The following is a 21,016-nucleotide window of genomic DNA, read 5'->3' as shown; positions in this document are numbered from 1 at the left end:
CGAGAATTAAACTATAGTGTTTGGGAGATGTTTTTGGATATTTGGGAATTAGTGATACTTGAAAATATTTTTTATTCTGTAAACCCGTGTTGCTTTAATATCTTGAGATTTTGTTTACATCCCCATGCTAAACGTTCGTTTAATAGCTTTTTACCTGAAGCGATATCATTCATCACATTCCACTGCCAATCTTTGAGAATGCGGCGACGTTTATCCCAATCGACCATTTTTTGTATCAGTTCAATAGTTATTCCATTGTTTATATTTGCGTCATTTTCTGTTTTTGTTGTTAATTCTGCTTTTTCCTGTTCTGTAAGTTCATCAGCTTCTGCAAGCAATTCAATGTTGTTTTCACAAACAGTTTCGTAAATATTCATTGCCTTATTGTGATTATTATCTGTAATTGCTCGATTAAATTTTATGGCATTTGCCATGTCAAAACTGGCAAAGGATTGTTGACTTGTAGTCAGAAGCCCTGTATCTTTTCCCCATTCTGCAATCTTTTTCCAAAGGGCGTAAGGGATTGATCGTAACAATGATATATCATATTCTTTTTGCATTGTATCAGTATCTAAATCATCAACAACGGATTTACGCTTTTTTATCTGCTCAATTGTGGCAAAATCAGCTTTAATGCTATTATAGTCAATGTCCCAATGCTGTCGCTTTATGGTTTCCCAACAATCTTCTTTTTTTGCCCATTCAATATAATGGGAACTTGGGGAATTATGCAAGATGAACTTGTTTATTTGTTTCATCAGCGAATAAAGCACTGCCGCCAATTCATCGGAAATTCTTTGATTTTTCCAAATTTTTTCCAAATTTAATCTATAATCGGTAAGGTGACCAAACAGTGAAATAGCATAGGGTACAACAGCATTTCTCATTTCGCCAATGTTATTAGGTTTGATACCATATAACCTTTCGGCTTCTCGAAACAGTATAAATTTAGCTATAACATCTTCAAAATATACTCCTGTAACTTTTTTGGGTAAGTTGTTGTTTATGAACTGGGCATAATTTTTTTCGTTACCGCGAACAACAATGTATGGCCCGATAACTATTTTTTTACCTTCTTGTATTTCTCCATATGAATTGACAAATTTGGCAAGGTCAGTCTTTTTAAACATCTGCTTTTTCGGGTATTTTAAATCAAACTGTTTGGCTCGAGATGGTGTAAAGCCATCACGTAAGCGCATATTTTTATATTGTCCATTGGCTCGTTCAAAAAACCATATTGTCGGGATATTACATTGTGGGGTAATGGGAGAGAATGAGCGACGTGATATCTTTTCCAGTTCAATAAGTATCTGGTTATTAGCCGAAAAATCTGCATCATTAACCTTGTTTTGTGTATTGGCGTATTTTGAAATACGTGATACAATTTCACTGTAAGAATCTGCTTTTTTAATAACAGATATTTTCATTTGCACGAAGATATTTGATATGTCGGCTTTATCCTTGTCCCAAGTATGGTAAATTGAAGCAGTTGTTTGTCCACCATTGACGATTTGCAAGTTACTGATTTTTTTTATATAATGTCTGGTCTCGTCAAGTTCTATGTTGTCAGCTGTTGCAGAAATTCCATTATTATAAGCCAAGAACATGTGCGATTCTTCATTAATCGTTTTTCGTATTCCCTTGTTTATTTTGCCTGTGAACTGCAGAAAAGAACGCACATTTTGTTCTAACAAACGTGCACCGAATTGTTTGTAGAGCATTGCCAAACCTTGTCCAGGCATTATTGCAATGTATGATTCATAATCAGCGTTTTCGATGGGGGCTTTTAGACAAGGGATTTTGATTTGCTGTTCTTCAAAATCTAATTCAATAGATATGTGAGACTTTTCGGAGATTGCGTACAAACGATTAATGTCAAAAATATTGTAGTATATATCCTGTCCTGCAACCTTTTCTTGTTTGGGAATATCACCATTATATGTACCGTTAGTAAGAATTATTGCATTTACCCGTACAAGTCTTTCTCTTATTTCAGGTAGTTTTGCTAAATCGTATGTAAATTGAAATATTGGTGATGATTCATCTATATCTTTTGCGTAATCATTATAAAATGCTTTGCGGAAAAAATTTGCTATACGTTTAGCAGCTCTATCTATTTCTTCTTTTGAGATTCTTTGAGGTGTCTCTGCACTCTGGAAAATGGAAATAAATAAATCTACTGTTTCATAGTTATCAGACATTGCATAACCGTTAATCTTGTGCTGTCCTTTTGTTCCTAACTCTTTCTCGTCGTAAGCGGGTGTTGCATTTTCGGTTTCACCTGCCTCTGCAAGCATTTCCAGAGCAATCTGTGTAAACAGTTGCTCTTGATTTGCGCCGTCTTCGGCGGTATCCTGCATAGCTCGAATATCTTGCAATAAAGATGTGTAATATTTGTTTATTTCACTCATGAAATGTCATTTTTTCAAATACTATATGTTCAGGAATCGAATACTTGCTGCATTGTGAGAGTATAATAGAGTATTTAATATCACCTACGCCATTACGGATTTCTTTTTCTTTAATGCGTGGGAAATCGCCGTATATTCTATAATAGTTTTCTGTACGTATTTGACAGCATTTTTCTTCATATAAATGTTTGTGTCTTTCAAAATAACCTGCTTCTAGAAGTTTATTATTGAAGATATTTAGAGCAGAAATATTGCTTTGTAATGTTTCTCTGATTGTATTTACTTTAGTATTTAAATTTTCACCATTCTTTTTTGCTACTTCGACCGATAAATGAAATAAAAACAAGTTTTCCAGCAAAGTTTCATCTAATTGTCTTTCACTACTGATACTTACCTTTTGATGGTTGTTACTTGCGGTAGTTTTTATTTCGACAGCCCAATCGTTATACTGAAAATCGCGTACTTCCTTATCTATTCCTACCCACGAATTAAGGGCAGAGATAAAGTCTTGCTTGGCAATAAGCTTTTGTAGGAAATGTAATTCACCATAAAGTCCTAGTTGCTCTGGTAGTGTTAAACCTTCTCCTTTCAGCTTATCAAAGAGTGCTTGCCATTTTTCAAGTTGGTTAATAATTGTTTCTACAATTTGTTTTTCTGAATGCAAAGATAAAATATGCTGTACTATATCTTCACACATCACAGCGAAAATATCACGACTTTGATAGTGCATGAGCTTTATAACAAGCAAGTTATTGTTAGAAAATGAACTATCATTATTTACTGTAACCTGTAAGTCCCGCAAGTTTGAGAATGGGGAAACATCAATATGAATGCTTTTATCGAAAGACAAAGCAATTCCACAATATTTCTCAGGATTTTGGAAAATAGCATAAATATACAATTCTGAATCATTTGTATATAGGCGTTTTAATAATCCTACTTCGCTCGACTGTTCAATACTTGACCATATTTCTAGTATGTTATTATTCATTATCTTCCAAATTATCATTGTTATCGTCAAAATCAATTTCCGCTTGGTAGTATTCGTTTGCTAAAGCAGTGTTTATTGCAAATTCTACAGTGTGCTCTGTATTACTTTTTGGAAATACAATTGCAAAACCAATTATTGGATCATCATCCGCTTGAAAAATTATCGGGTTACCATTTTCTTCTTTAGAATTTGCACCCAAAGGATCAAGTGGATAAATAATTAGTAATGGATTATTTACACTTCGAAATGATTCACGAACAAGTTTGGGCTTGGGATATGTTTTTTTCCAATCCTTATCTTGTTTTGATATTTGTAACGCTTTGTCTAGTTCTGTGCTGTCCAAATCTATGAATTCATCTGTTGGATTTCCAACTATATGATTTTTCTTGATTATGTAAGTATCGGTGTCACCAGCAGTGTTTCGGATAAAACAGCCCGAACTAATCTGACTTGATAATGTAAATTTTGTTCTGGCATTGGCCTTATTCATCAGAGCAACGCGCCATGAATCCAGTTCGCCCGCTTGATTAAGCTTGCGAATAAAGTTACTTATTAATGTTAAATCAACTTTTGTTAGCTGCGGTGCAACAGTAAATTCTGAAAAGAATTTTAGAACATCTGTAGGTAAAACATTAGACCAGAGATAATCGTTACTACCTTTAGTCACTGGATTTCCTAATTTGGAAAGAAAGCTTCTAGTCACATCTAAATTCTTACGGATAATCTCTTTACTAGTTAATAATTGGTAAGTTTCAACTAAGCGGCCAGACCATGATACTTGTATTTTGTCCACATTACGCATTTTTGTAATAGCCGTAATTTGGAGTTGACCAGGATGAGTACGTACTTTTAATGCATATTTTTCGGGTGTAGCTTTAGCATTCCACATTGCGTCAAATTCTTCTCGTAAATCCTCGCTTGCCATTGTAATGTGTCTAAACCACTCATTAAGTTCACTGCTTGTGAACAAACGGCATAAATCCACATAGCCAGGGCGATAGCCAAACCAACGTCCCATTTGCATAAGTGTATCGTACATTCTTGAAGCACGCAAAAAGTAACTAACTGACAGCCCTTCCAAAGTTAAGCCTCGTGAAAGTTTGTCGCCACCAATAGCAATGACTGAAATTCCTGTTTTTTCGTTTTCGTAATACTCTAAAGCGTCAGTGGATTTTCCATTGATTGACATAACTTTGATTTTTTGAACGGCTTTATACAAGCAAGGTTTAATTTCTTCCCATTTGTGTACTTCTATTTTATTGTCAATGTCTTTAAATGAAGAGTTTAAGATGTTTTGCGTTGTAGTACAGTATGAAGTGTAACTGTCAGAGTCAACTTCAAAAATAGCCCGAAACTGTTCCATGATGCTCTGATCATTCTGTTCAATACCTCGTTTGTAGAAAAGAAATTGATTCTCTATTACTTCTTTTAATAGGTTCTGCCAAATTAAATAACGCGAAATATGTATCAACATTGAATTGTGTTTGTTTTCTTGGCCACGTACAATGCGGATAGCGCAAGTAACAATGAAACATTTAATCGCTGTCTGCAGTGACTCTGGTAATGAAGTAGGAGGTACATCGTCTCTTTTGTGACTGTCAGGGAAAAAATCCCGATAATCATCTATTTTGCGAACAATAGGCAACAAATCATCGTTTGTGTTGTCTACTTCCAAAGAAGTACCAAAAATTTTTTCAGCACCAATATAATTGCTTGGTGCTGGCAAGTTTATGATAAAATCACGTGGAAATAAATCGTCTTTATCAAGAGGAATAAAGATATTGGCAAATGGCGTAGCCGTGTAACCAACATAACCGAAACGGTAGAAGTGCCCTGCTATTTTTCGTATCCAGCTATTTATTGCAGTTGGAGTTTCATCTGCTTTTTTTGTATTAATTGAGGCGTTATCTGCTTCATCATCGATTATTAGCAAAGATTTACTTGTAATTTTCTTTTCTCCGTTAATATCTTCTGCTTGTGAAAGCAACCATGTATTAAGACGTTTTAGTACAGTTGAATTTTTCTTAACGACTAGCAGGATAGGGTTTGAGACATCAAAACTAACTCCGCCTGCACTATCTGTTAATGATTTTTTAAAATCAGAATCTATTGTCGTAATTGAAATTGCAGTGTTGTTTCTATCCAAAATTCCAACTCCAATTCTATTACTTTCATCTTGTCGCCACGCTCTGTCATGTTTCGTGTCGAAACCTAAAAAGTCCTCATCCAACCGGTGTTGCGTCTGGCTACGTAAATTATTATGTAATCCTGCCAAAACAATAATCAGATTAAAACCAGCATCGGCTGCTTTGCAAATCAACCCTGTGTAATTAGCTGTTTTACCAGACTGTACCTGTCCGACGACTAGACCTTTTTTGTCAATACCTTTTACGTCACGAATTGTGGGGTTATAAAGCTTATCCAAAATATCATCTGTAAGACGGTCTATTTCATTAATTACTTTCGGAGCAAAATTTTTTGTGTTTTGCAAATAGGTCGTGTATCTGTTCCAGAATTTCCAATCGCTTTTCTGATGGTTTGCCTTAAACTCCATTAGCCAAGGAGTATTCCTCTCATTGTCAAAAAGTATTTTGTATTCCTCCTGCCTGACATTGTATAAACGCAGCAATTCGATATGAAGCTGCTTTTTGTCTATAGAAGAAAATAATGGTATTAATAAACATTGCTCAATAGCATTGTTTATTTCACTGTCGGTTACGCTTAACTTTTCACCTATTATAGCTCTGCAAATATTTAGTGCCTTATTAATCATAAGTATCAATTATTTCTATTAGTTCGGGGAAATTATTAAATGGTTCCATATTGGCAAGTAGTAATTTTACTTGTTCAATAGTTTTACCTGCTAAGATTTGAGTGTTGTAAATTTGCCTAAGCATTGTTTTCACAATCTCTAAATTAGTTTCTTCAAAAGGTTCTGCAGTTTCACCTTGTTCTGATTCACGAATAAAAACGGATTTTGTTGGTATGGTTTCTTCTACAAAACGGAGGAGATATTCTATAGCTTTGCTTGGTTCGGTTTCTGCTAACCGTTTAAGCTCAGTAATCATTAAATGGTTACGATTAATAATGAATGAATATCTTTTTCCTTGTTTCTTTTCAAGCCATAGTGGTTGAAATTCCTGCTGCTTTCGAGTTGTCAAGATTTTGCCTCTGTGTCGAAAAACTTCTACGCCACGATTGCGAACTGCAAGAGCGTATTTTTTAATTTGTTCCCGAGAAACAAGCGGTGGGCGAGCTGTTGATTTTTTTATGTCAATTTGCCAGTCAGTATCTAATTTATTAGGCAAATCAATCTGTATGCGTACTAATTTGTAATGTTCTTCTTTTCGAAAAAGTCCCAACCAGTCACCTGCCAACATTAAACGTTTGCCACGATATATGTAAAAACCTTGCTGATTAGTCCAACCATTTACACCTTCTGCCATTTTATAAATATTTTCCGTAAGGTGGCATTTGTGTGGCAAAACATATCCTTTCATCATAGCTGAACCGATGTATTCTTCTGGAAATGGCTGTGTGGCTGTTTCTGTTAGTAAAAAAGGATTCCAAGGTTTAATTTCATGTTCCCAACAAAAAAATCTTACATTTTTCTCTTCGATAAATCTATGAAAAGTCATTGCAATATGTTGTTTTACTTTATCCATTTGGAGTAAAAATTTATCCTTTGCAAATTCATTGGAACTTGGAGTATCTGGTGGAATAATACGATCTAAATCAGTCCATATTACAAGCGTTCCCGATTCATGTTTGTCAAGTGCGTGTAAGAAAACATCAGGAATAGGATGACGAATGAGTTCCCATTTATTGGTCTTGTTTACATAATTCAAATCCCAAATCCAGTAGATTGGAGCAAAGCCAACTTTTTTGCTGACCACAATCAATTTTTGACACTGTGAGAATGAGGCCGTTTTCAAACCCAAACCAAAGCGCCCCAAATCTTTTTCGGATCGCTCTTCCATTGGATTTTTTGCACCTGGTTTCATCGCTTGTATAAGTTCCTCATTATTCATTCCATCTCCGTCATCTAATATTGTAATGATGGAGTTACCGCCCTGCCATTCAGAATTAAACCATATATTTTTTGCGTTTGCAGAAATAGAATTATCTATAATATCGGCAACCGCTGTTTCCAAATTATAACCGATTGCCCGAAATGTGAGTATCATCGAGGAAGCACACGGCTCTGCAGCAGTAGTTTCTATCTTATTGTAATCCATAGGTAAATTGTTCTTTGATTTTATTAGCGATTTTTTCAGCTAAAACCACAGGTACTGCATTCCCTATTTGTTTGAAGGCTGCTGAGCGACTACCCTCGAAATAGTAATCATCGGGGAAGGATTGTATCCGTGCTGCTTCACGAATGGTAATTGAACGAATTTGTTTTAATGATGGATAAATATAATAATGTCCATCCATTGCAATGTGGGCAACAACAGTATGGCTATAACCATCGTGGTTAACTACCTGAAAGCGGTTAAGGAATGATTGCTTATTATTGTGTTTTTGTAATTCAGGCGGCAAGTTTGCATAATTAAGCCGTACTTTTTTTTCCAGCCACAATATTATTGCCCGTCTGTAGATTTCTAAATCAATAGGATTGTGAGGTCTGGCAATATGTTGCGTGGTAAAATCTAAGTCATTACGAATTTTTGATTGTTCTAAATACTTTGTTGCTGGTGCTTCGTAATGAACAATCCCTGTTAAGCTACCTTCACCTTGCTGTCTTTCCGGTAAATCAGAAAATAAATCTGACAAAATTTTATATGGATTTTCTTCTTTCTTTAACTCTGGATATTTTAAGTTAAGTTCCTTTTTCCAGCCCACAATAATCACTCTTTCACGATTTTGAAGGACTCCATAATCAGAAGCTTTCAACTTTTTTAATTCGATTTCATAACCTGCCTTATCTATTCCCTTTTTTATGTTTTCTAAATGAATTCCATTTTTTGCAGACAAAATTCCCGGAACATTCTCAAAGACGAACATTTTAGGTTCATATCGTTTTAAAAACTGTAAATAGTATTTATATAAAAAGTTGCGTGGATCTTTTTTCATGCTTTCAGGGTCACGAGCACGTCCTACGAGGGAATATGCTTGACAAGGAGGACCACCAATAATAAAATCCACTGGTTTATTCCCTTTCAACTCATCAACCTTTATAAATATTTCGGGTAATGATTCGTCAGATATTTCTTTATTAATTACTGAATTTATTATTTCTTTTGGGACTGTGTCCCATAACTTTTGTCCATTTTCTCCTTCTTTTTTTTCTTTCAGGTATTTGATGTATTCATCAAGTCTATTGTGTTGCGCCAAGTAATGGTAAGCCATTCTTGATCGCAATGTGTCACAAGCATATTTATTCATTTCGATATGAGCAATGGGAGTAAACCCTGCCCGAATAAAGCCCTCGGACAAACCACCTGCACCTGCAAACAAATCTATAAAATTTAAAGAATACGTCATATCTAATTTTTTATGAGTGTATTATCCTAAATCAGTTTATAATATTTTCGTTTTGCAAATATTTTGTTTGTAATAATTTGTTGCATGTTATAATATAAACGATATTAGCATTAGTCACTTAATGTCGCAAAGTTATAAGATTATCTTCAAATGAGCGAATAAACTTCAAGTAAAGTTTGTGATTGTACTTATTAAATTGTATGGTTTTGAGGAATTCGATGCACTAAAAAGAAAGAGGAGCTATATTTCTCTACTCAATAACGTTGAGCCTCTTGTTCTTGCTTATGGAGGCTTTTGGATATATGACTCTTATTGGTGCTTGTTTTGAAACATCCATGCTCTCAGTAAATGAAAAATTTCTGTCGATTCAAAACCAACTTCGAAAACTTCTCCATATTGTACTCCACTTTCTTTGTTATGGTCTTGAAAATATTTATTTTGTTCAGTTACTCTTATATTTCAATATTTAGGGCAATGGCTAATGATCGATTTGCCGTATAAGTGTGGTAGTACATTCTCGTGCTATTTTTTCCGATACTGTATTTCTTCACAATAACTTTGATGCTATTTTGTAGGCTGCATAAACATGATACAGCAATAATTTGCGCCTGAAATCGAACAATCTGATAGGCAACGAACAGTTTCCGCTTAAAACGGGGAAGAAATTAGGATTGAAACAGTCGAAAAAAAGCCCTACGCCACCATTTAGTCCTCTTTGTGGTGTCGCAAATAACGGCTGAATATAGATAAGTGGGACAGCCCGGCAATAAAAGTGCTGTGCCACTCGCAGCCACAAGCGACCAGCGACCGTTAAACCGATACAAGCTGAATATTAATGCTTTATATTTGTCCTCCCCGTGATAATTACGAATAAAAAAAGAATGATATGGAAATAGTAAGCATTGAGAAGAATGCTTTTGAGCAGATGTTAATCCGCTTCGAGCAGTTTACGAAGAAAGTCGATACGCTTTGCGATCAAGGCGAGGAAAAGGAAATGAGACAATGGCTGGACAGCCAGGATGTTTGTATGATACTGAATATAGGGAAAAGGAAGTTGCAGTATTTAAGGAACTCCCGCAAGATACCTTATTCGATGATTAACGGCAAGATATTCTATAAGCCGGAAGATGTGAGAAGATTAATAACGGATGTTGTAGGAGGTTAAGCGATGGAAAGATTAAACGCGGAGGGACTGAATACCCTCCTTACGAGGTCAACCCCTCAAATAGCGGCCTTTTTTGATTCCATAGACCGGATGCTTGACCAGATCGAGAAACTTTCGAAGAAGGGCCGTCCGCCCCTTAACGGGGAGAGATATTTAACCGACCGGGAGTTATCCGAACGGTTGAAGATAAGCAGGCGGGCCTTGCAGGATTATCGGAGCGAAGGGAAAATACCCTATTATCAGATAGGGACCAAGGTCTTGTATAAGGAATCCGATATAGAGAAAATGCTGAAAGACAATTACCGGAAGGCATTTAAGTGAATGAAAAAGGCTATCTGAACTCCAACAGATAGCCTTTTCATTATTCCGATACCCGTAACCCCCGGAATCAATAAGTACCGGTCAAACTTATTTTGCTTTGAACCTTCTTCATGTCGGAGCAGATGTTTTGGTTGAGTACCCTCGCGTAATGCTCTGTCATTCGGGTGCTTGAATGGCCGAGCATCCGGGCTACGTTTGTCAGGGCCACACCATTGGCCAGCGTAACGGTCGTGGCGAACGTATGGCGGGCGGTGTGCGTGGTTATGTCCTTGTCAATGCCGCAGAAATCGGCTATTTCTTTTAAGTACGAGTTCATTTTTTGATTGCACATGACCGGTAGCAGAATACCCTTCGACTTGCAGATTCTATGGTTTTCATACCGGCGAATAATCTCCAGAGGAACATCGAGCAAGGGAATATCGCACATATTTTCCGTTTTCTCCCTGGTCTTACGAATCCAGTAAGTCCCTTCGTTATCCATTACGATATGTTCCTTTTTCAAGGTGCTTACGTCCACGAAAGCTAACCCGGTGAAACAACAGAACACGAACACGTCCCGGACGATGGCTATTCGGGGCAAGGTAAACTCTTTCTGCATGATAATCTCCAGTTCCTCTTTGGTAAGGAAAACGGGGTGGGTTTTAGGCTGTCTGAATTTTATCCCTACAAACGGGTCATTTTTCAGCAACCCCGCTCTTATGGCCAAGGTGCAGACTTTCTTAACCACTTTCATATACCGGACAAGCGTATTGAGGCTTATTCCCTTATCAACCGTCAGATAAAGTTCGTATTTGCGGATAAGCTGGGAGGTAAACTCGGAAAATGTAATATCGGATTTTCCGCACTCTTTTTCTATCACGGCTTGCAGCGACTTGTAACAGTTGTCGTACCTGTTGACCGTGGAATAGGCGTAATCCAAACCGATGCGTAACCGACAGTCCTCGTTATGTTCTTTGAAGAATTGCAGGACTGTTTTCATCGTTTCCCTATTAAAGAGTTTTTTCAAGAGCAGTTCCGGGGTGAATAGCTCGTCCTGTAATACCATATTCCGATGTATTTCATACAGGCGGGTATGCAGGCTTCGGATATATTCGTTCAGTTCGTTAGCCTCCCGGCTCTTTCCCCGACACATCCCTAACTTGGTATCCCAAATTTCTTCTTTTACACTGCGGTTGATGCGGATGTCGCTCCAAACCCCGTCAATCGTAACCCGGAGTAATACCGGGCATTCTCCGTTTCTCAGTTTCCTGGTCTTGATAATGTAGACCAAAACATTCATCATTTCTTGTTTCATAACACCTCATTTTTTAAGTTTCAAAATTAAGGAAATGAAACCAGTTTGTCGATATGCAAAATACAGCAGTTCAGTACATTAGATGCCATTTCGTTTGCTTTTTTTGCGCCGAAAAAAAAGCATATGAATGAACAAAGAGAAATGTTCTATAAACTGCCGTTTTTTGCGCTTTTAAGGGGGGTGGCCTTAAAAAGAAAATCCCCGAAATACACTGTATTTCAGGGATTTGCTGTGTTTTGCTACTCTTGTTAAGTGGTGCCACCAGGAATCGAACCGGGGACACAAGGATTTTCAGTCCTTTGCTCTACCAACTGAGCTATGGCACCTTTTTGGTTTGCGGATGCAAAGGTAGGTATATTTTTTATACCTACAAATTTTTCTGCAAATTTTCTTGAGAATTCTTCTTTAATTAAAATATTTGCTTTACATTTGCACTCGCTAAACAAGACGGAATGTAGCGCAGTTGGTAGCGCACTACGTTCGGGACGTAGGGGTCGGGCGTTCGAGTCGCCTCATTCCGACAAAAAGGTTTGACTTTTAATAAGTTAAACCTTTTTTGTTTAATAGTAGCTGCTCTGTTAATTCAAGTCTTGCTTTATTATCAAATAACCCATTTACATGCATGATATGAAGATCTCTCAGGTTTTTATATTAATTCCTGAAAAACCACTGAATGGGAAATTTACAGTTGCTCAAAGCTTTTAGAGTACAATTCAGGAAAGTAAGGAATAAAGCTTTCTTCTTGTATAGACTTACTAAACTATATGCATAAGATGAAAATCTCTCAGGTTTTTACGCAGATCCGTTATTTTGCCAAAAACATGCGGATCAGGAGAAAAAGAAAATCCCTGAAATGTTTAATTTTCAGGGATTTACCAAATTTGAAGTCTTTTAAAAGTGGTGCCACCAGAAAGTGAACGCTTTACGTATCACCATTGACAATCATCGACTTATCTTTTCTTCTATTGGAAAATCCACACGATTTAGCACACGATTATTTCTCATCGTTCTACCCGTGATTTAACACGATTGTTAGTGCAAAGGTAAGAAAGAATATTAAATCAATCCATTATTTGCCCGAAAAGTTGAAACAATCAGTCATTCTATTTCTGTTATTCAGTAAAAATAATACACAATAGAAATAGAAATGGAATTTTTATGGCGGTAAAATTTACGGCTGTTTAATTTGCTTTTTCTTTGTTTCGAAACCGTCAGTTCCGAAATGCCCATTTCGGAACTGAATTATTCTGTAAGCGAATCTACAAACTCACCAAACCTTAAAATCTTCTCACTATTTGCTTTATTGAAAAGCAAGTGTTCAAAATCCTTTTGCTTCTTCTTCAAATCAATTGTTTTCAGCAATTCGGCTGTCGCTTGCTTGAACTCTTGCAAATTATGCACTTCGCAACGCTTTGAAAGAAAATCGTAATCGGGTTTTGCTTGTGATAGTAGAAACATCAGGTCGTAAAAATCACGGCCTTTGGCACGGGCTAACATAGCGGCAATTTTCATGCTGCATAATACACCATCGGAAGGAACGGGAAACGGGAAAAAGAATCCGCAGCCTTTAATATTTGTGATAACTGGAGGATAAACGATTCCTTGGTCTTGGCTTTCGACCTTTATCAAAAAACGTTCTTCCTTGTGTCCACTCAACCCCAAATCGAATAATAGTTCAGGAAAATGGATATTGCGCCGGAAAGCTGTTAGTTTCGGATTTTCTTTGTCCTTTGCTTCCACTCGTAACCCAGAACGTTCCAAAAACTGAATTACTCCGTTTGTTATTTCAATAAATTCTTCTTTCGAGAGGTCTTTGCAGTCAAAATCCAAATCTTCTGAGAATCGGTCTATCCCTTTTACCAAACGCAGATTTGTCCCACCGATAAAAGCCATCTTTTGGATGCTTGGCGTAGAAGAAAGGTAATCCAGAATCATCAACTGTAAATACTCTTTCAGTATGTGTTTATCGAAACCCGAATTTCCACGGATTTGAGCCGGAAAATAACTTCTTATTTGTTCAATCTGTATCATAAATCGTAAGTCTTAAAAAGTAACTTTACCCGATGGTCAAGCGCCTTGCTTTGAAACTTGGCACAGTAGTCCATTAGTAAATCCTTGTTTAAATCATCTTGCAGGTAATTTTCATCCAACCGCAGTTCTTCCAATTCCTGCTTGCTATCATAGAACGGATAAAGATACAGCAAATCAAGTAATGCCTTTTCAGGTGTGGCAAACTGTATGGTGCGATTGTCTGCCATTAGCTTTAACTCGTATCCGAACATCAGGTTTTCTTTGACGTTCTTATAAGAGTATTCGCCAAAGTCATTGGCGAATGATGCCGTTTTTAATGACGTCACACTGGTAATCTGTATCACTGCTTCCGGTATTATCCCATAAAACGCCAATGCCGTGTGCAGGCTGATATAGGACGGACGGTAAATCCGATTGGCAAAATAAAGGGAATAATCCGGCTTGCTCTTATATTCCGAGAAAGCGAAATACCTCTGACGTAACCGGATAAGATATCCTTTCTTCGCCCAACGTGTAAGGTTGTTGCGGTCAAAATCCGGTTGCCATGCATATACCTGATAGATATTGAAGCATGCCAAATCAAATAGCTGTTCCTTAAATTCCAGAAATTTCATTTCTTTATTTTGTTTCCATTATGCTGCAAATATAGTGCATTTTAGAAACAAAATAAAATATTTGGGATGAATTGAAGATATTCTTGTTCTGTTGACGAGACGAAAATAGACTATTTTTGTCTTGTCGATAGTACAGAAATATAGTGTCTTAGATTACTTTTTCGTATTCAGTTTCAATTTGTTGAGAAAAAGAATATATCGTGCTATAATCTTTATTGTATTGATAATCTCTCTCCAATTTGCCTATTTCGTTTATTATTTGAATTTCATCAGAGCAATCGGTTGTTTCTCGTGTATATAAAACGGCTATCATTAGAACCGTTTTAATCAATAAAATCCTTTCAAATGATGTACTCCATTCTTTTGTTTCTTTTCTAAAAGGTTTTCTGATTTCATTTATTTCTTTTTTTAATAATCTTCTCAATTTCTCAACAAACTTATCTTTATTTTCTTTGTCAATAATTTGAAAAGACCAACCTGTCATATCGATAATTCCCGAATAATTCCGAACAGAATCGAAATTGCCGATTAATGCTAAAAATTCATCACTCCATAATTGAAATATAGCTTTAGCATCAATTAAATTTTCTGCCTCTAATTTCAACAAAACTTCTTCTGCAAATTTTTTCTCAATCGATGGATAGTGAGAATACAATATCTGCCTAAACATATTTTCAAGTCGGTCTTTGCTATAATTTTCAACTAAAACAGATGAAATAGAAGATAAAACACTAGATTCAAGAGGGGTATCAATATGTCGATTCCTGAATTTATGGTTAAGCAAGCAGATAACAAAAGCGCACAGTGATTCATCAATAGATAAATTACTAAATAGCAATCTTTTAAATTTATCAAATGTTATACTTGGAGTTTCTTTCAGAATATTAGAAATAAGTGCAGATGTTGCCACTGCTTTCATAAAAGGGATATTGCTGTGAAGTATTTTTTCTGTTAAAACACCTGAGTCATCTCGCCAAAATAGAGATTCTAATAAGTTGGCAAATAAAATCGTTGACAACTTGGACAATGGAGCATTTTTCAAATCTTTATTTTTGTTTCTGGCATATTGATTTTTAATGAATTCTATGAGTGTAATGTATTCATTAAAATTAATATTTAAAAGTAAGCTACAACCATAATAGACGCCATAATTACCATAACCATAAGTTTCCGATATATAGTCACCCAATCGTACAATCTTTTCGACAATATCTTTAAATTCTTCAATGAATAAAAAATGAAAATCATGTTCTCGGTAACGTCTTCTTTGAGAAAATCCAAGCGGAAATTTTGCAGAGATAGTTGATTCCATATATTTTCTTAATTCAACAGCAAACATTGGATTATCTACTGTTTCTAATATAGATATGATTTTATCATCATGGGTCGTTGTTGCTAATAGATATCCGAAAGTTGCCCAAAATTCAGGAAATGTTTTTTTCGATAAAGCCTTAGATATAAAATTTTCAATGACATTTTTCGATACATTTTCATCTTTTGTAATTTCTAGTTTCAATTGCTCATACAATTTTGCATTAGCTATTTTTTCCTCATCATTGATTTCTAATTTCGTTTTTGTGTCTTTATAATTATACAATGGGATTATTTTAATAACACTATTTTCGATTTCTGTTTTACTGATTAAATCATTGATATGGTTATTAACTTTTTGAAGTACATCCTCTGGAATGGGCGTGATAAGCAATGGTTGCTTTTTCGTTGCTCCTTGTATTGAATTTGATAAATGGAACCCCTTTTGCAATATATTTCCGTTAAAAATTAGAATATACCGGTCATGCAAAAGATTTATATCTCCACCTCCTGTGCTCCTCATATCATAAATACTTAACTTCAGTGAATCACATAATGAAGGATTTGAAAAAATAAATGACTTTATTCTAGTTGCTCTATTAGGCTCTATATCCTTTTTAGGTTTTTTTCTCTTTCGAAATATGCTAAAAATTTGAGAGTATAAATTAAATTTAGAACTATCAGTTGTTTCTTTTTTATCGTCATCTGTTGATGTTACTTGCGTGCAAGTAAGGATGATATAATTTGTATCCGCATTCGTTGTTCGGACAAGAAATTCTAATCCTAAAATATCGTAAAAAGGGTCTTGAATAACTACTTGTTTAGCATTTTTTGTTTGTTCCTTAAACCATTCTAAAAAAGAAATAGAGCCATGTTCCTCCGTTTTCGCATCCCAACCTTGTGGGAAGAATTCAGCATCAGACTTTTTTGGATTTATTCGATTAACATATTTGGAAAAAGTTCTATCTATTTCCACCCAAGGGTCTTGAGTATATTGACCAATGGTTGAGGATTGATATGATGTTTTCGATATTTTTTTAGCCTCTGATATTTTTTCTTTCGTCTTCTTATTACTATTTTCAATGGCGTCCAACCAAGGAGATTGCACAATTCCATGCAAACCAACCATTCCCATATTAAATTGAATTTGCCGGCACAATGTTACAGAATATTTATACCATATTTGAAATACATTATTTTCTTCTTTCCAAATACTTATAGAAATACTCCCTATTTGTTCTTGGCTCTCAAAAATGATTGAGAGATTTTGTTCCTTTTCGTGAAATATTTCCTTGCATTCATCTAATATCACTTGTTCCCCATTTTTCAAGAAACAATTAATTAACAGTTTTTTAGAGCAAGTATAAATATTGGGTTTTATTGAAATAGAAATCTTCTTACAAATGGATTCTTCTTTGCAATCAATTGTGATAGTTTCTTTAATAGTTCCAGAATTTACATACCCGACTTCAAATTCATCGGCGCATTGAGTATTGATAAATTCAATATTACCAAATCGGACACAACCCGTTGTCAGAAAAGGCAAGTTGGTTTCTTCTTGTAAATATTTTAGCACTGATAATAAAGCAGAGTTCTTTATCTTCTCATCTATAAAAAGAACATTCATTTTATCTAAATTGTAGATAATTAAAGTAAAAGAAGGAATATCTTTAAATGGACTAATCAATGCGTTTTTTTCATACGGATTGCGAGAAATGAAAGTATTTGTTTCGTTGAAAATGACAGGACGTATACTGAAGTTTTTCGCATAAAATACATCAAATTTTAATTTATTAGCATTTAATTTGTCACTTGCATTTTTTAGGCTTTTTCCTAATAATAACTCATTAACTAAGTCAATAATTATTGAAGGATAATTGTAGATGCTGATTTTGGAAATAGAATACGTATTATTAATGGAAGTATAAACCTTGTTGAAATCACTACAAAAGTATTCATCACTTACATCTTCTCGAGTAGTTCTTATACACAAACCATATACAATCTTATATATTTTTTCATTGGTGTCATTATTCTTAATTTCTAATACAAATAATTGAAATAATAATTTTGTTGTATCACAGAACAGGGGAAATAATCTTGAATCTTTCATCATTTCCTCTGTTATTTCATTATTTCTTGTTGTTTTATTCATATAAGTCATTTTTAAACCATAATATTTATACCTTTAACTACACTCTGCGTTTATCAGCCGCAAAATGGAACATTAACGTTTTATGTTTTTAATATTCCAAGATTGTTAACAAACTCTGTTGGCTTAAGTGCTTTTGTCATAATCCCTAACTTATGATAAGTTTCTGCCGCTTTATAATGACACTTATCATCTATGGTTAGAAAGTAGTCACAATGAGCTCCATAAAACACATGTAAAGCATCATCAATCATATTTGAAAATCGAGCATCCGATTTGTATCCTTTAAAATCAATTCTAAAATAAGTATCAGTAATTTTTTGATATGCAGGATTGTCACTTGTTTTATTCTTCGGAGCATATTCTTCCCAAAATTTGTCAGATTCCAAATATGAAGGGAGGTCTTTATTAATTCCTTTAAACAAATCTTTTTGTTGTTTAAGTTTCGTTTTACTTTGATTTATATACGTCTTCAGTGATTTGTAAAGCGAATAATCTTTCTTTGCATTATTTGAAAAATTATAAATATCTTCCATCAGTGCAAGCATATTCATTTCCGATTTTGTTTGTGGAAACATTAAATTGAAAATTGGAGCAGCCTTGTATATCTCTTTAAAATTTGATGGCACATGGATAAAACGATACATTTCCATAGCTTTTCTCATCAAGCCTGTGTCATCGCAGTCCATAAGTCCAAGAAATGAATCAGAAGTTCTGTCTTTTTCATTTAATGCCGAATTGAAAAATTCATCAACATCTCGATAATGCCATGTTGATTGAGTATTTCCCCAATATTGAACAATACAAAGGTTATTCGTTAGACGCTTGATAGTATTGAGGTGCTGTGGAATGTAAACAGGATTATTAGCATATCCTCGTAGCAAATCATTAATATGAGCATTAGAGTAAGGAGTTGTAATCTTCTCACTAACTATTAATCCTTCAATTGTTGAATAAACTTGTTTCTCTTCTTCATCCAAGTCATCCATTTTTTCTATCTTATTAAAAATATTCCAGTCTAAATAGATATAATTGCTCATTTTCTAAAATTTTGAGTAAAGATGCTAATTTCTATTGGTATTTTGATGATTTTCAGCACATAATAATCTTCTGAACCACGCTATTATGAAGCTGCATAAAATCGCCATTACACTGCCAAAAGTAATTCTCGGACTATCGGTTATTCTCGTGGGGCTTCCGCCCTTCAGAACGGGCTGGGAAGCCATGAACGGGAAATAACCGAAGTTGGACGGGAGATAACTTTTGGCACAATATAAATCTAATTTTTTCAACTAAATCTTGGTCTTCGTTTCTTCTTTTTCTTGGGTTTCGATGCTTGTTGTTCATCCACTGGATTGACATCCGCAGCCGATGGAAGTATCGAAAACAAAGAAGACAAACCATTTCCATCGTTTGATTGACCTACCGAATTATTAGTTGATTGATTTACTGACGTACTGATTTGCTGTTGTATTGAAGTATCTGAAATCGTTTTTTATATTTTTATTTGTGTTTTTATATTTTCATCTGTTTGTATATCAACAATCTTTTTCTTTTCACCAGCAAAATTTTGTTCGGGGGCTTTCAGTTCCCGTTCCTGCATCCGTAGTTTATCTGTCATACTGCCATTTTTCATGGTGTTGCAAAACTCGAACGTTTCGGATAGTTGCTGATTATAGCCGAACAGTTTATCAAAACCTTTTTCTACATTCTCAAATAAGGTTGTACGGTCAAAACCGCCTGTGATAACGCCTTTCTTGGTGTTGCGGTTGTTGGTAAGCGGACTTATCTTGATTTTGTTCGATTGGTCTTTACGGCTTACAATCAAATGGCAGTGCATGTTCAGTTTATTGTCGGAACGGTCGCGATTGAAATGGATTTTGCCATAGAATTTTATGTCCTCTGCCGATAGTCCTTTATTGAAATTCTTGGCGTATTCGGGAATGAGCACTTCTCGGATATACCGTTTCATGGCTTCGGCTTGTTCCTGTTTCGTGCTGCCCATCGCTTGCAGTTCCTTTTCCGATGGGCTGACATGGACGGCGTAAAACTTGGCATCCGTTTTTAGCAGTTGCCCGATGTTCCCCTCAATGTCTTTTACAACTTGGGATTTATAGACATTATCATCCGTAAGGTTGAAAAAGCCTTCGGTATAAATTCCCTGCTCCATCCGTTGCAAATCTTCATGCTCGCAATAATTTGCCAACTGTCGGCTGCTACCTGCATTGTTGTAAACTCCGTTTGATGGTGGCGGAAAATCTATATTCATGCTTACTATTCGTTTATCAGGTGCGTTATTTCTGCTTTTAGGTTTTCTTTACGTTTGCCGTCCATCACTCCGCAAGCTGCCAACTCCGCATAAAGGCTAATCAACTTCAAAAGTTTTTCGTTATCTCTTTTCTGTACCTGTTGTAATGTGCCGATTTGCTTGCCCTGACCATTTATCACATTGGCATGCTCGGTAAATTTATCGCTTATCCTTTGCAGAACGGCGTTGTATTTCTCCTGATTCTTCTCTAATTGTGAAAGAACAAGCGTTTCCAATGCTTTCACAATGCCATCGAAGCGGACGGCTATTGAATTGGTCGCCCGTATCATCGGGTTAAGTTCCTTTTCCTCGTAGTTCCGAATGAAACGAATAATATCATCCTGCCGTTTGTTGATTTTGGAAAGTTCGGCTTTGACCGATTCGGGGGCATCGGCAGGATTGATATTTGCCTTGTCGATATACTTGAAAGCCTGTTTCACTACTTCCGCTTTTTTCAGCGAATAGCGTTTGCCTATCTTTTCTACTAACCCGCCGGTTTCCTTGTCTATGGAAACGGTGGTAAATATGGTTTTCCTGCTGCTATTTTGCATGAGTAATTACAATTTTATAGAAATTCGTTCTATTAATCGCCTGATAATAAGCAATAAACTTAAATTGATTATTACAGGTGTCATTACAGCGGTTTAACTTAAACCGCTAAAGCCGAAGGCTTTGCCCCGCAGGGCAAGAGGGAAGAACAGGACTTGTCCAGTCCCCTCTTGCTCAATTTAGCGAAACAAGCGAAGCCGAAAGGCGTAGCTGTTTCAGCTAAATTAGGGTGGTAGCACAAGGAAGTAACAGGAATGCTTCATTCCTAAATTTGCTACCTTTTGCTTTCAAAGCTGATTCTCTAATTGATTGGCTTTTTCAAACTGTTTGTAGGTTTGGAAATCGGCACGTTCACTAATGAAAGACCTAATATCGTAGGCTA

The 21,016-nt window shown here is 35.6% G+C and carries 13 protein-coding genes, 2 tRNA genes and 3 pseudogenes; 4 read left to right on the top strand and 14 right to left on the bottom strand.

Annotated features, from left to right (window positions below):
* Positions 1-71 precede the first annotated feature (71 nt).
* The 5 genes from DXB63_RS15050 to DXB63_RS15030 are packed head-to-tail and all read right to left on the bottom strand — an operon-like array spanning position 72 to position 8,889.
* Positions 72-2,411, bottom strand: a complete 2,340-nt coding sequence (locus tag DXB63_RS15050; RefSeq protein WP_122127220.1) for an AIPR family protein — start codon at positions 2,409-2,411, stop codon at positions 72-74.
* Positions 2,404-3,402, bottom strand: coding sequence for a PD-(D/E)XK motif protein (locus tag DXB63_RS15045; protein WP_122127219.1), 999 nt, complete (start codon positions 3,400-3,402; stop codon positions 2,404-2,406). The genes DXB63_RS15050 and DXB63_RS15045 overlap by 8 nt, the downstream gene beginning before the upstream one ends.
* On the bottom strand, positions 3,395-6,175 hold the full coding sequence (locus DXB63_RS15040; protein ID WP_122127218.1) for a Z1 domain-containing protein: 2,781 nt from the start codon (positions 6,173-6,175) through the stop codon (positions 3,395-3,397). The genes DXB63_RS15045 and DXB63_RS15040 overlap by 8 nt, the downstream gene beginning before the upstream one ends.
* Entirely contained in the window at positions 6,168-7,640 is a 1,473-nt protein-coding gene (locus DXB63_RS15035; RefSeq protein WP_122127217.1) for an ATP-binding protein, read from the bottom strand. The genes DXB63_RS15040 and DXB63_RS15035 overlap by 8 nt, the downstream gene beginning before the upstream one ends.
* A complete protein-coding gene (locus DXB63_RS15030) occupies positions 7,627-8,889 on the bottom strand; it encodes a DNA cytosine methyltransferase (RefSeq protein WP_122127216.1) in 1,263 nt (420 codons plus the stop codon). The genes DXB63_RS15035 and DXB63_RS15030 overlap by 14 nt, the downstream gene beginning before the upstream one ends.
* An 886-nt stretch (positions 8,890-9,775) precedes the next feature.
* On the opposite strand from DXB63_RS15030, the gene DXB63_RS15025 reads away from it, so the two are divergent.
* Together DXB63_RS15025 and DXB63_RS15020 are read left to right on the top strand one after the other, a co-directional pair.
* Positions 9,776-10,054 carry a helix-turn-helix domain-containing protein gene (locus DXB63_RS15025; RefSeq protein ID WP_122127215.1) on the top strand — a complete coding sequence of 93 codons (279 nt, stop codon included), beginning with the start codon at positions 9,776-9,778 and terminating at the stop codon, positions 10,052-10,054.
* A 3-nt stretch (positions 10,055-10,057) separates the two neighbouring features.
* Entirely contained in the window at positions 10,058-10,375 is a 318-nt protein-coding gene (locus DXB63_RS15020) for a helix-turn-helix domain-containing protein (protein WP_122127214.1), read from the top strand.
* 67 nt (positions 10,376-10,442) lie between these two features.
* On the opposite strand, the gene DXB63_RS15015 is transcribed toward DXB63_RS15020, so the two are convergent.
* Positions 10,443-11,669 (bottom strand): site-specific integrase, encoded by a 1,227-nt coding sequence (locus tag DXB63_RS15015; protein WP_122127213.1) that lies wholly within the window; start codon positions 11,667-11,669, stop codon positions 10,443-10,445.
* A gap of 253 nt (positions 11,670-11,922) precedes the next feature.
* Positions 11,923-11,995 (bottom strand) — tRNA-Phe (locus DXB63_RS15010).
* A gap of 122 nt (positions 11,996-12,117) precedes the next feature.
* On the opposite strand from DXB63_RS15010, the gene DXB63_RS15005 reads away from it, so the two are divergent.
* Positions 12,118-12,190, top strand: a tRNA-Pro gene (locus DXB63_RS15005).
* Positions 12,191-12,360: 170 nt separating this feature from the next.
* Positions 12,361-12,441: pseudogene (locus tag DXB63_RS18435) on the top strand (ISL3 family transposase); the annotation flags it as partial.
* A 470-nt stretch (positions 12,442-12,911) separates the two neighbouring features.
* On the opposite strand, the gene DXB63_RS14995 reads toward DXB63_RS18435, so the two are convergent.
* The 7 genes and pseudogenes from DXB63_RS14995 to DXB63_RS14965 form a co-directional block, all read right to left on the bottom strand.
* The gene (locus DXB63_RS14995) at positions 12,912-13,700 is read right to left on the bottom strand and encodes a nucleotidyl transferase AbiEii/AbiGii toxin family protein (protein ID WP_122127212.1); all 789 of its coding nucleotides are present in this window, start codon (positions 13,698-13,700) and stop codon (positions 12,912-12,914) included.
* On the bottom strand, positions 13,697-14,314 hold the full coding sequence (locus tag DXB63_RS14990) for a hypothetical protein (RefSeq protein WP_122127211.1): 618 nt from the start codon (positions 14,312-14,314) through the stop codon (positions 13,697-13,699). The genes DXB63_RS14995 and DXB63_RS14990 overlap by 4 nt, the downstream gene beginning before the upstream one ends.
* A gap of 148 nt (positions 14,315-14,462) precedes the next feature.
* Positions 14,463-17,780 carry a VPA1262 family protein gene (locus tag DXB63_RS14985; RefSeq protein ID WP_147332295.1) on the bottom strand — a complete coding sequence of 1,106 codons (3,318 nt, stop codon included), beginning with the start codon at positions 17,778-17,780 and terminating at the stop codon, positions 14,463-14,465.
* A gap of 80 nt (positions 17,781-17,860) precedes the next feature.
* Complete coding sequence (locus tag DXB63_RS14980) at positions 17,861-18,817, bottom strand: hypothetical protein (protein ID WP_122127209.1); 957 nt, start codon at positions 18,815-18,817, stop codon at positions 17,861-17,863.
* Between the two features lie 502 nt (positions 18,818-19,319).
* Positions 19,320-20,046, bottom strand: a pseudogene (locus DXB63_RS14975) (DUF5712 family protein); the annotation flags it as partial.
* A 5-nt stretch (positions 20,047-20,051) separates the two neighbouring features.
* Entirely contained in the window at positions 20,052-20,636 is a 585-nt protein-coding gene (locus DXB63_RS14970; RefSeq protein ID WP_122127208.1) for a BfmA/BtgA family mobilization protein, read from the bottom strand.
* A gap of 285 nt (positions 20,637-20,921) precedes the next feature.
* Positions 20,922-21,014, bottom strand: a pseudogene (locus tag DXB63_RS14965) (DNA-binding protein); the annotation flags it as partial.
* Positions 21,015-21,016: the final 2 nt, after the last annotated feature.

The sequence above is a fragment of the Bacteroides sp. OM05-12 genome (assembly GCF_003438995.1).
Taxonomy (GTDB): Bacteria; Bacteroidota; Bacteroidia; order Bacteroidales; family Bacteroidaceae; genus Bacteroides.
Note: the sequence above shows the minus strand (reverse complement) of the source record. Positions and strands in the feature narration are given on the sequence as shown.

Bases quoted from the DNA above. Each gene is read 5' to 3' on its own strand.
- DXB63_RS15050 (WP_122127220.1), bottom strand. From the start codon at position 2,411: ATGAGTGAAATAAACAAATATTACACATCTTTATTGCAAGATATTCGA.
- DXB63_RS15045 (WP_122127219.1), bottom strand. From the start codon at position 3,402: ATGAATAATAACATACTAGAAATATGGTCAAGTATTGAACAGTCGAGC.
- DXB63_RS15040 (WP_122127218.1), bottom strand. From the start codon at position 6,175: ATGATTAATAAGGCACTAAATATTTGCAGAGCTATAATAGGTGAAAAG.
- DXB63_RS15035 (WP_122127217.1), bottom strand. From the start codon at position 7,640: ATGGATTACAATAAGATAGAAACTACTGCTGCAGAGCCGTGTGCTTCC.
- DXB63_RS15030 (WP_122127216.1), bottom strand. From the start codon at position 8,889: ATGACGTATTCTTTAAATTTTATAGATTTGTTTGCAGGTGCAGGTGGT.
- DXB63_RS15025 (WP_122127215.1), top strand. From the start codon at position 9,776: ATGGAAATAGTAAGCATTGAGAAGAATGCTTTTGAGCAGATGTTAATC.
- DXB63_RS15020 (WP_122127214.1), top strand. From the start codon at position 10,058: ATGGAAAGATTAAACGCGGAGGGACTGAATACCCTCCTTACGAGGTCA.
- DXB63_RS15015 (WP_122127213.1), bottom strand. From the start codon at position 11,669: ATGAAACAAGAAATGATGAATGTTTTGGTCTACATTATCAAGACCAGG.
- DXB63_RS14995 (WP_122127212.1), bottom strand. From the start codon at position 13,700: ATGATACAGATTGAACAAATAAGAAGTTATTTTCCGGCTCAAATCCGT.
- DXB63_RS14990 (WP_122127211.1), bottom strand. From the start codon at position 14,314: ATGAAATTTCTGGAATTTAAGGAACAGCTATTTGATTTGGCATGCTTC.
- DXB63_RS14985 (WP_147332295.1), bottom strand. From the start codon at position 17,780: ATGAATAAAACAACAAGAAATAATGAAATAACAGAGGAAATGATGAAA.
- DXB63_RS14980 (WP_122127209.1), bottom strand. From the start codon at position 18,817: ATGAGCAATTATATCTATTTAGACTGGAATATTTTTAATAAGATAGAA.
- DXB63_RS14970 (WP_122127208.1), bottom strand. From the start codon at position 20,636: ATGCAAAATAGCAGCAGGAAAACCATATTTACCACCGTTTCCATAGAC.